At 61.9% G+C, this 12,181-nt stretch carries 5 protein-coding genes; 1 reads left to right on the plus strand and 4 read right to left on the minus strand.

The genetic code is table 11. The features are described from left to right. Positions 1 to 188: 188 nt before the first annotated feature. The 4 genes from KF886_25880 to KF886_25895 form a co-directional block, all read right to left on the minus strand. Complete coding sequence (locus tag KF886_25880; protein MBX3180793.1) at positions 189 to 1,334, minus strand: site-specific integrase; 1,146 nt, start codon at positions 1,332 to 1,334, stop codon at positions 189 to 191. 458 nt (positions 1,335 to 1,792) lie between these two features. Then, entirely contained in the window at positions 1,793 to 3,463 is a 1,671-nt protein-coding gene (locus tag KF886_25885) for a response regulator (GenBank protein MBX3180794.1), read from the minus strand. 13 nt (positions 3,464 to 3,476) lie between these two features. After that, entirely contained in the window at positions 3,477 to 8,972 is a 5,496-nt protein-coding gene (locus KF886_25890) for a HAMP domain-containing protein (protein ID MBX3180795.1), read from the minus strand. A gap of 61 nt (positions 8,973 to 9,033) precedes the next feature. Beyond that, positions 9,034 to 10,371, minus strand: a complete 1,338-nt coding sequence (locus tag KF886_25895) for a sigma-54-dependent Fis family transcriptional regulator (protein MBX3180796.1) — start codon at positions 10,369 to 10,371, stop codon at positions 9,034 to 9,036. Between the two features lie 940 nt (positions 10,372 to 11,311). Between KF886_25895 and KF886_25900 the strand changes: the two genes are divergently transcribed. After that, complete coding sequence (locus KF886_25900) at positions 11,312 to 12,157, plus strand: PEP-CTERM sorting domain-containing protein (GenBank protein MBX3180797.1); 846 nt, start codon at positions 11,312 to 11,314, stop codon at positions 12,155 to 12,157. Positions 12,158 to 12,181: the final 24 nt, after the last annotated feature.

Consider the following 12,181-nt stretch of genomic DNA (forward strand, 5'->3'; position numbering starts at 1 on the left):
ACCCGATTGCTTGAATCGGTGTACTTGCCGGTTTTCGGACGTATTGCCGTCATTGTTTGCAGAAAGGGGATGGCTTCTCTAACGATAGGCTCATTACACGGGACGCCGGCAGCCATGCCTGCAATTGTTCAGCTTCTGTGACGAAGTCTGTGAAGAACGCCCGAGCGCTACGTACTTTGCGACCGAGATCAAGGAAATTGCGGGTCCTCGCCATTACCTGTCAGCCGCTTACGCACCGCCTCAATGATCTCACGGTGCTCCGGGCTCACCGGGCGCATGTATACATCGGCCATGGAAGAGCTCGCCGAATGCCCAAGCCAGCGCTTCATATCGGAAATCGAACAGCCTTCGCGGGATCCAAACTCGGTGGCGCCAAGGTGGCGAAGAATGTAGAATCCATCGAGGGTTTCTTTGGTCTCGCCGATGCTGGTTCGGAGGCGGTTCCACCATTGGAGTACGGAGTCGGACCTGGTATGGACCAGGGGCTTGCCATTCCGGGTCACGAACAGCGCTGAACCGCGTGGTCTCGGGTTCTCGTCAAGATATACTTTGATTGCACGCCAGACGCCGGGCGGTGTTGCGCCGTATCGGTCGATTCCGGTCTTACTGCGGCGAAGGTCGTAGCCCTGTTCGTCGATGTCATCGACGCGTATTGCCGCCAGATCACCTTGGCCGAAGCCCAAACCGATCCCCATCCAGATCATGGCCCGGCCGCGGGCATCGGCCTTGTTGTGCAGTTTCTTGAGTTGCTCCAGGGTGGGGAGCTGCTTTTGTTTTGGCGCTCGGCCGGGCGAACGGTCTACCGAATCCCAATTCCACGAGAGTTCCTGTTCGCCATATTCCTGCCGGCCGGCGCGATCCACAATCCGCTTAACGACCTGCATTTTGTGGCCGACCGTGTTGACGGAAAAGCGCTTGGCCACCAGGTACTGATTGTAGGCTTCTACATCGAGGAGGGTCAGATCGGCCAGGCGCAGTCGGCCAACGGCGCCATCGCCGTGACGGTGGTTAAGAAACGCCAGGAAGTCCTTGATGTCCTTTTTCCGGTCGGCGGCAACCTGGGGGGAGATAGTGCCCGCAACCCGATTGCCCGGCTCCGCGCGCACACGGCCCTCCTCGTATCGGATGAGTCCGGAAGCGATGTGGAGAATAGAACCCGGCGCCGTGGCCACGTTTGCGGCAAGCTGGTCTTTTGTAGTGCGCTGGGCGCCATTCTTGCCCGTGAATGCCCACAACCGTTCTGAGTCATCACCGAGGTAGGCCGCGACCCAGGCATGGTACGCCCGTTCCGCTTCACCTTTGGAAACCATGCCAAAGCGCTGCTTCTTTGGCATTCCGGTCTCCCGGTCGCGGTAAGATACGTGCCACCCAATTCCACGCAATTTGGCATACTTGAGTTGAGGAACCCTGCGCTTCCGTTCTTGTGACGGCACGGTTCGGAGCCTCCCGTTTGGCTATGATTTCTTGGTGGATTTGAGGATTTAACAGCCAAGACTTTTGTAGTGTAAGGCATTCGGACCATGTAGTGCAAGGTTGCGTTTTTATTGGTGTTTTTCGAAATTTTAGCGGGCTTCCCAAGCTGGATGTCGCGGGTTCGAACCCCGTGTCCCGCTCCATTTAAGTTCTTCCCTCCCAAGGCTTTACGCCTTTCCTTAGAATTCCTTGCACGAAAGTTCTTTGTGCGCTTCATTGGCTCTTGTCGTGCATACTCGCCGAGTCTGGCAAGGCGCGGTTTCGGGACGGCGCGGCGGGGGCCGACGGGCTGCTTCGGGGTGGCGCAGGTCGTCCGCTATTATTCGGACGGAACCCGTTCGGGGGGGCCTAATCGGGTGGATCGGATGACGGTGATGAGTTCTTCCGCGGCGGCGTCTTTGGTCAGGCAGCCTATCGCCCCCGCCTTTCGCATCGCTTCGGCCACTTCGGCTTCGTCGTGCATCGACAGCGATACGACGCTGATATCGGCGTCATGCTCGAGTATCTCTTTGGTCGCCTGGATTCCGGAGGTGTCTCCCAGGTTGACATCCATAATCACCACGTCGGGTCGGAGCGCGGCGGCGCGGCTGATGGCTTCCGGGCCGCTGCTGGCCTCGCCTATGACCGCTATGCCCGGCTCCCGTTCCAGCAAACCGGTCAGGGCGTCGCGCATAATGGTCTGGTCGTCGACAATAAGCACCTTGATGGAGGTGTCGTAGGCCGCGCCGGCATGGACGGCGGCACGCGCCTCCCCGTCCCGTTGCTGTACAAACCGTTTGAGTTTCCGGGAACGTGATGGGGGCGAAAGCACCGTGGCTCTCGTCCCTTTTCCGGGTGTGCTGTGGATCTGAAGCTCGCCCCCCAAATGGGTCAGGCGTTGTTGAACGCTGAAGAGGCCAAAGGTCCCGCGCTCCCCGCTGGGGCGTCCGAGAATGCTTGCATCGAACCCCGCCCCCTGGTCTTCCACGACAATTTCTATTCTGTCGTTGCCACTGGGGGCAATGGATATTGTGGCGGCGCCCGCGCCCGAGTGTTTGACGGCGTTGAACAGGAGTTCGCGGGCGCATTCGTAGAGCAGGTAGCGTTCTTCGTGGATGTCGGTTTCCGCCTGCTCGTCCCCGTTGATGTGCACGTCGAAACCGTGCTTCCGGCGAATTTCCTTGGCCAGCCAGTTCAGCCCGGCCACGAGGCCGGCCTCATCCAGGACGGGCGGGCTGAGTTCGACGGTAAGCGTCCGGGATGCCACAATGGCCTCCTTCAACGTGGACTCGATCTCTTTCAGCGATCGGATGTTACGTTCGTCCCGGCTTTCGAGGGCGCACACACTGAGCTGGAGGAGCGCCGACGCGATGAGTTGCTGGATATGATCGTGCAGGATGCGCGCGAGCCGCTTGCGCTCCCGCTGTTCGGCCTGCGTGAGCTCCATGGCCAGGGCTCTCAGCTGTATGACCCGTTCCTGCACCTCGCAGGTGCGCTCCGCCAGGCGCCGTTCCGCGGCGCGCCGCTCGGCGATTTCATCCTGCAAGGCCTTGTTCGTCCGGTACATCCCGACAAAGGCCGCCACTTTGGATTGGAGCACCGCCGGATTCAGGGGCTTGGTCAGATAGTCCACGGCGCCGACGCCATACCCCAGAAGCGCATGGGTCTCTTCCTGGTAGTAGGCGCTCAGGAAGATAATCGGGAGGTGCTCCGTCTTCTTGCGCTGCTTGATAATCCTGGCCAGTTCGAGCCCGCCAACCTGGGGCATGCGGACGTCGAGCACCAACAGGGCAAACTCCTCCTTCATCGTCGCGAGAAGGGCCTCGTCCGCGTTGCGGGCGCGGACCAGGCGGTATCCGGGCGCGTCCAGAATGGCTTCCAGCGCGGTGAGATTTCGCTCGTCATCGTCGACGAGGAGAATGTTTGCCTGGAGCAGCCGGGGAGGGGGCTCGAAATCACCGGGCTCGCCGTCCCCCGCTGGCGGGAGCGTATCACGATAGTTGGAAATCACAGCCGGGCGCTCCTCAGCGCTTGAGCCAAACGCGAAGCAAGGACAGGAGATGATCCACGTTGACGGGCTTGGCGATGTAGTCCGAAGCGCCGGCTTCCAGACATTTTTCGCGGTCCCCTTTCATGGCCTTGGCCGTCAGCGCGAGGATGGGCAGGCTGGCGTAGCGGGCGTCGGTTCGAATCTCCCGCATGGTTTCGAAGCCATCCATTTCCGGCATCATGATGTCGAGCAAGACCACCTCGACGTGCGGTGTGCGGTGGAGCAGATCCATGGCCTGCCGCCCATCGGTTGCGGTGAGCACCTCCATGCCCTGGTTCTCGAGGACGCTGAGGAGCGCAAAGATGTTTCGCACGTCATCGTCGACGACCAGGGCGGTGCGCCCGCGCAGTGTTCTACGGGAGTCCTGCAGGCTTATCACGAGATCGCGCTTGGCCCGGGGCAGCTCGTTTACGTTTCGGTGCAGAAACAACGCGGTTTCATCGAAGAGCCGTTCCGGCGATCGCACATCCTTGAGCACGATGCTCTTGGCGACGGCGCGCAGCGCGGTTTCCTCCGACGCGGCCAGTTCTTTGCCCGTGAACACAATAATGGGCAGGTTGGCGTGTTCTTCGCGCTTCTGGATCCAATCGAGTAGTTCGAGACCACTCATATCGGGGAGGCGGAGGTCGAGAACGCAGCATTCGAACGCCCGGCTGGCGAGGAGCCGCATCGCATCCGCGCCGCTGGGGGCCACGGCAATTTCGAGGTCGTCGTGGGCGAGCAATTCAACGATGCTCCGGCCCTCGATATGGTCATCCTCGACGACGAGAAGCCGCTTCGGCCACTGGGATACGAAGTCCTTCATGCGCTCCAGGGACGCCGAGATTTCCTGGGCCGTAGCGGGTTTTTGGAGGAAGGAAAATGCCCCATGCGCGATGCCGTCGTGGCGCCGGTCGTCGTCACCGGAAATGAGCAGAATGGGTATGTGCCGGGTGGACAGGTCGTTTTTCAACTGGTTCAGGAGCGTCCAGCCGAGCGTATCCGGCAGGAATATGTCCATGGCGATAGCGGATGGCTGGTACTGCTGGACCAGGCGCAACCCCTGATCGCCGTTTGTCGCAATGAGTACTTTGAAGCCGGTTTCACGGGCGATCGCGTAAAGGAATTCAGCGTAATGCCGGTCGTCCTCTATCACCAGCACCGAAAGATCGCCCGTCCCGACCTCATCGCGATCGTCGGGGATTGGTTCGTCCGACTGCTTCTCCAACAATCGCGAGGCGGGCAGGGGCGCAACCTCCGCGACGGGTGGCGGGAGGATGTCCGATTCGGCGCCACGCAACTGGAGCGGCAGGAATAATGTAAAGGTGCTGCCTTGCTCCGGGCTGCTCGCCACCGTGATCTCGCCGCCCAGCAGAACCGACTGTTCGCGGCATATCGCCAGCCCCAGCCCGGTCCCGCCATACTTTCGGCTTGTTCCGGCGTCCGCCTGCTGGAATGCCTCGAAGATGAGCTTCTGCTTTTCCGGGGGGATTCCAATCCCGGTGTCGGAAACGGTAAAGGCTACTACGCTGGCGGCCGCGTTGAGCGATTGATTGATGCTGTTCCAGCCTTCGTTTGCGATCCCGATCCGGAGGCACACCTCCCCCGTGGAGGTGAACTTGAAGGCGTTGGACAGGAGGTTTTTGAGAATCTGCTGGACCCGCTTGGGGTCGGTAATCATTGTGGGCGGCAGTTCGGATTCAAGTTCAACGAGGAATTCGATATTCTTGGATTCGGCGACGTGGCGGAAGTCCCGTTCGGCGCCTTCCCGGATCACCGCAAAGGGCAGTTCCTCCAGTTCAATAGTCACGGTTCCCGATTCGATCTTGGAGAGGTCGAGAATTTCGTTGATGAGGGAAAGGAGCTCCGAACCGGCGGAATACATGTTGCGGGCAAACTCGATCTGCTTGCTGTTGAGGTTGCCTTCGGAGTTTTCGGCAAGTTGCTGCCCGAGAATCAGTATCGAATTCAACGGTGTCCGTAATTCGTGGGACATATTGGCTAGGAATTCGGATTTGTACTTTGACGTGAGCGCCAGCTCGGCCGCTTTCTCCTCCAGCGCGCGCCGGGCGAGCTCGACTTCCTCGTTTTTGCGTTCGACTTCGACGTTCTGGTCCGCCAGCAGGCGCGCTTTTTCTTCGAGCTCTTCGTTTGTCTGTTGCAACTCGCGTTTTTGCGCCTGGAGCTCCGAGGTCAGCTGCTGCGACTGCTGGAGCAGGTTTTCCGTCTGCATCGTGGCTTCGATGGTGTTAAATACCACACCGATGCTGAGAGTGAGCTGGTCGAGGAAGGTCAGGTGCGTCGCGGTAAACGACCCCAGTGACGCAAGCTCGATGACGGCCTTGGTTTCCCCTTCAAAGAGGGTCGGTATCACCACCACGCTTTCCGGGTACGCGCTGCCCAAACCGGAATGGATTTTGGTGTATTCCGAGGGTACATCGGTGAGTATGATGCGCTTCTTCTCAATCGCGCACTGGCCCGCGAGGCCCTTTCCCAGGCGAATTTGTTCGGGCTGGTCCTCAGGTTGCGCGTAGCCGGCAAGCAACCGCAGAAAGGGATCCGGGCCATCCACCATCTGGTAGATGACGCCCTGCTGCGCGTTGACAAGCGGCACCAGTTCCGACAGCAGCATCTGGCCCACGGTAAAAAGATCCCGCTGGCCCTGCAGCATCCCCGCAAACTTGGCCAGATTGGTCTTGAGCCAGTCCTGTTCCAGATTGCGCTCCGTGGTTACGCGGAGATTGTGGATCATGGTGTTGACGTTGTCTTTGAGCGTGGCCACTTCGCCGCTGGCCTCCACCTGAATGGATCGGGTGAGATCGCCCTGGGTAACCGCCGTCGCCACTTCCGCGATTGCGCGCACCTGCGTGCTGAGATTGGCCGCCAGCAGGTTCACGTTGCCGGTGAGATCCTTCCAGGTGCCCGAGGCCCCGGGGACGTTGGCCTGGCCACCCAACCGCCCGTCCACGCCCACCTCGCGGGCAACGTTGGTTACCTGCTGGGCGAAGGTGGCCAGGGTGTCGGTCATATTGTTGATGGTTTCTGCCAGCGCCGCGATTTCGCCCTTGGCCTCCACCGTGAGTTTCTGTTCGAGGTTGCCCTCGGCCACGGCGGTCACCACTTTTACAATACCGCGCACTTGATCCGTCAAATTGGTGGCCATGGAATTGACGTTGTCGGTGAGGTCCTTCCACGTGCCCGCCACGCCCGGCACCGTGGCCTGCCCGCCGAGCTTCCCGTCCGTGCCCACCTCGCGCGCGACGCGCGTGACTTCGGCCGCGAAGGCGTTGAGCTGGTCCACCATGGTGTTGATTGTGTTCTTGAGTTCGAGAATTTCGCCCTTGGCGTCGGCCACGATCTTGCGCGAGAGATCGCCCCGCGCCACCGCCGTCGTCACCTCGGCAATATTGCGCACCTGCGATGTGAGATTGGACGCCATCGAGTTGACGTTGTCGGTGAGATCCTTCCACGTGCCCGCCACGCCCGGCACTGTCGCCTGGCCCCCGAGCTTGCCATCCGTGCCCACTTCACGCGCAACGCGGGTCACTTCCGAGGCGAATCCGCGAAGCTGTTCCACCATGGTGTTAATGGTTTCCTTCAGCTGCAAGAGCTCCCCGCTCACATCCACCGTGATGGTCCGGGAGAGATCGCCCCGGGCCACGGCCGTCGTCACCTCCGCGATGTTGCGCACCTGGGCCGTGAGGTTGGAGGCCATGGAGTTCACGTTGTCCGTGAGGTCTTTCCAAGTTCCCGCCACCCCGGGCACATCGGCCTGGCCCCCGAGCTTGCCGTCCGTGCCCACTTCGCGCGCGACACGGCTCACCTCGGAGGCGAACGCATTCAACTGATCGACCATCGTGTTGATGGTCTCTTTCAGCTCAAGGATTTCCCCCTTGGCGTCCGCGGTAATTGTCCGGGAGAGGTCGCCGCGCGCCACGGCGGTCGTGACCTCGGCGATATTGCGCACCTGGGAGGTGAGATTCGACGCCATGGAGTTCACATTATCCGTAAGATCCTTCCACGTGCCCGCCACGCCCTGGACCTCGGCCTGCCCGCCGAGTTTTCCGTCGGTCCCCACCTCGCGCGCCACCCGGCTCACCTCGGAGGCAAAAGCGTTCAACTGGTCGACCATCGTATTGATCGTATCTTTCAGTTCGAGGATCTCGCCCTTGGCGTCCGCGGTGATCTTGCGGGACAGGTCGCCGCGCGCCACGGCCGTCGTTACCTCGGCAATATTGCGCACCTGGGCGGTGAGGTTGGAGGCCATGGAATTCACGTTATCCGTGAGATCCTTCCACGTGCCCGCCACGCCCGGCACATCGGCCTGTCCCCCAAGACGGCCTTCCGTGCCCACCTCGCGCGCCACGCGGCTTACCTCGAAGGCGAATGCGCGAAGCTGCTCCACCATCGTGTTGATGGTGTCCTTGAGCTCCAGCAGTTCGCCGCGAACATCCACCGTGATCTTGCGGGAGAGGTCGCCGCGCGCCACGGCGATGGTGACCTCCGTGATGTTGCGCACCTGGGTCGTGAGGTTGGCCGCCATGAGGTTTACATTGTCGGTCAGGTCTTTCCAGGTTCCGGCCGCGCCCGGAACCACCGCCTGGCCGCCCAGGTTGCCGTCCGTTCCGACTTCGCGCGCGACGCGGGTGACCTCCGAGGCGAACGAGCGGAGCTGGTCCACCATGCCGTTCATCGCCTCCTTCTGCTGGAGGATTTCCCCGCGCACGTCGACCGTGATCTTCTTCGACAGATCGCCATTGGCGACCGCGATGGTGACTTCGGCGATGTTGCGCACCTGGGCAGTGAGGTTGGAGGCCATCGAGTTAACGCTTTCCGTCAACTCCTTCCAAACGCCGCTCACCCCTTCAACCTGCGCCTGGCCGCCGAGGCGCCCGTCCGTGCCCACTTCCCGCGCCACCCGCGTCACCTCCGACGTGAACACGGCCAGCTGGTTCATCATGGTGCTCACCAATCTTGCGGATCGCAGAAACTCGCCCTCCAGCGGGCGACCGTCCACTTCCAGCGACATCGTCTGGCTCAGGTCCCCGCGGGCGACGGCTCCAACGGCGCGGGTGATCTCCATCGTGGGCCAGACCAGATCATCGATGAGCGCGTTGATGTCGTCCACGCCATCCGCCCAGCTGCCGACCGCGCCCGGGACGCTAATCCGCTGGGACAAGCGGCCCTGTTTGCCCACCGCGTGGCTGATTCGCGAAAACTCGCTTCCGCGCCGTTCCACCACCATCATGACGTCGTTCAGGGCATCCGCGATCTTCCCGTAGGTTCCTGTCCACTCATTGGGAAGCCGCCGCGTAAAGTCGCCGGACCGCAGCGCGAGGACAACGTCCAGAATCTGATCGATCGGATCCTTGGCTTCCGGGGCGGGCCCGTTATCCGCGGCGTCGCGCCCCTTGCCGTCGGCGCCGTGCTCACGTCGCCTGGACGGTCTCAACGGCTTCGTGGAACGATTCGCGGTGGATTTGATGTCCATCGATTCCCTTCCTCACGTTTGCTTTTCTGACTGCGCAACGCCCGGCCACCGGATATGGCGGCTACAGGCCATACTCCTTTCGGCGACGCCACAGGGTGGTTTCATCGATTTCCAGAATCGTGGCGGCTTCCCGCAAGGAACGGGTTGACGCCAGGACACGGCGAATATGATGTTCCTGCAGGGTTGCCAGGGACACCGGATCCCCAACCCGGGGCTCGTCCGGCGGCGCTATCTGGCCTCCGGGCAAATGTTCCGCGCCGATGTGCCCATTCGTGCAAAACACCAGGGCGCGCTCAATGGCGTTGCGGAGCTCGCGCACGTTGCCGGGCCACGCGTACTCCGTCAGGGCCCGCTCGGCCTCGGGGGTAAACCCGGCGACCGGCCTGGACGCGCCCTTCGCCAGGGACTGAAGCAATTGGCGGGCCAGGTCGGGAATGTCCTCTTTCCGTTCCCGGAGCGGCGGCACCCTCAGTTCGACCACGTTCAGCCGGTACAGCAGGTCCTCGCGCAGCCGGCCGCGGGAAACGGCTTGTTCAATGTCCGCGTTGGTGGCCGATATAATGCGCACATCGGCGTGCCGTGTTCGGGCGTCGCCGACCGGCTCGTACTCCTTGTCCTGCAGGAAGCGGAGGAGCTTCGGCTGGAGTTCGACGGGCAAATCGCCGATTTCATCCAGAAAGAGGGTGCCGCCGTCACACTGGGCGACGCGGCCGGGATTGTCCTTCACGGCCCCGGTGAATGCGCCGCGAACGTGGCCGAACAATTCGCTTTCCAGCAGTTGGGCGGAGAGGGAGGGGCAGGACACGATCCCAAGTGCGCGGTCCCGCCGGCTGCTCCATTCATGGATTGCCCGTGCGAGTAACGTCTTGCCCGTGCCGTGTTCCCCGCGCAGCAACACCGGAGCGCCGGATGCGGCAACTTGCAGCGCGCGGTTCAAGACAGCCTTCATCGCGGCGCTCGCGCTGGGCCACTGGACCGAGCCGCCTTCCGGCGCGCCGGAAGTTCCATTGCCGTTGGCGCGGCTGCGCACACTGGCCGCCGCCCCCGCACGCGCCGCCGCTTTCGCGAGCGTATCGGCGGTGAACGGCTTTTCCAGATAGTCGCAGGCCCCCTTCCGGACAGCGCCGACGGCGCCTTCTATGGTCGGATAGGCGGTCATTACCACGATTCCAAGACCGGGCTTCTCCGATAGCAGGGGCAGAATATACTCCTCGCCATTGGCGTTGCTCAGATAGACATCCAGAAATACAACATCAATATCCAACTTGGACACAGCCACCAGCGCGTCTTCCGCATTGCTTACGGCCGTCACAAGATATCCGTAGCCTTCCAGGCAGCCGACAATATTCGCCCGCAGCCGGTGTTCATCTTCCACAACCAGCACACGGAGTGGGGGGATCTCCGGAGACCTGGCGTCGCCTTCCAACAAAATGGCTTCTCCAATCGCTTGCGGCGCCGGCGCCAACCGCGCCCGCGGGCGCCGGCGGTTTGCGACAGGCCGAAATTCGTTAATAGACACGGCTTACCGCGAAAAAGGGGACGGCACGGTTCAATCTGGACCAAACCGGCGCGGCTCACTCCCTTCCAGTAACGCGAACAACGGGCGCATCCGTATAATTCCCGATCCCGGGTAATTCTCGTTACGCCCGCCACGCTCCTTACAATACGATACTACACTGGTGTGCGATTTCCCGTTACGCCTTGTGGTCCGGCTGTTGTAAATAACGCACTTCGGGGCATTTCTCGCTGGGGCGTGGCAATGGTGGCCCGGGATTGACACGTGCGCGCGTTGGCCGGCGGATATCGTCCGGGTTTTTCCCGATGCGGCTTGCAGTATGTGGTTCATACCAGGCCCGCCCCGCGTATTACACAGATACGCGAACGCGCCCGCCGGTCGCGGTGACCGCCCCACGAGCACACGGAATTCTCATTAATCTGCGGTCTTCGAACGCATTGTGCCCGCCTCGCTCCGGGTTTTTTCCTAGTCCAGCGGCGCCCCGCAAGGCGAACGGAGGCCCAATCGGCAGCGGGAGTCCCCTATCAGGGATAACCCCCACGGGTATACCCGGAGCCAGGAGTGATTTTACCGCACTCAAACAGCGATTCAGCATTGCCGTGCGGCGTAAGTCCAAGGAAATACTCCTTTCAGCTTCCCGGGGGCGTACGTGGCACGCCCTTTGCTCTCTTCGACCCAACGCCTTTGGGAAGTATGCCGGCGGCGCCGGCGTGACAGAGGCTGGGCGTCATCCTACCGTGCCGACATACATTGCACCGGTTCGATGGTTGAGCCGAACGCCGGCACATACCGGATGACAACGCAGTAGACAAGGAGTATGAATATGAGTCGATGGAGACGGTTTGGCCCGAAATGGGTCGCGATGGCGTTCATTCTCACTGGAAGCCAGGCCTACGCGATTACCACGGACGGTGACTGGTCCGACTGGTTCACCTACCACGGCAATCTGGCGTCCGATGACTGGGAGCAGGGGAACTACACTCTCCTTGACGGTCACATCCGCGCGCAAGCCGACGAGGAGGGCACAACTCCGGGCGGCGGCGGACAGGAGTACGACAATGAAGAGATCTTCTACGTGTTCCGGTATGCCGACAACAGCGATCCCAGTCTCGGCGGCACGATACATGTGGGCCTGGTGACCGGGTTCGATGCGGCGGGGCGCTTTGGGGCCGGTGGCCCGCATTACGCCGGCGATATGTTCTTCGACTTCGGCGCGACGGGCGGCTTCGATCTGGCGGTAGCGGTTGGCGCCGAGGACACCCCCGAAAACCTGGGCGGACTCCGGTTTTCCCAGGCCTGGGTCAACCTGGGCGCCCCAAACTGGACAACGCTCGGGGTCAATACCCACTACGATTCGGGCCCCTACCGGGTGGACGAAAACGCCGCGGGCGCGGTGGACTACACGGGGGCCGTGGAAGTCGCCTGGGGCGGCGCGGGCCCCCACAATTTCCTCGAAATCGCGTTGACCGTCGGGGGGGACGTGGCGAGCCTCCTGACCGACCCGGAGAACGGCGGCCTCGGACTGCACTGGACCATGCTCTGCGGCAATGACGTGGTGGATGTCATGGACGAAAACCCGCTCAATCCGGTGCCCGAGCCGGCCTCAATCGCCCTGCTTGGCATTGGCTTCATGGGACTGGCGCTACGGTCCCGTTTCCCGCAGTGCTAGTTCAAACCCAACCCAAAAGGAGTA

Source organism: Candidatus Hydrogenedentota bacterium, assembly GCA_019637335.1.
GTDB lineage: Bacteria > Hydrogenedentota > Hydrogenedentia > Hydrogenedentales > JAEUWI01 > JAEUWI01.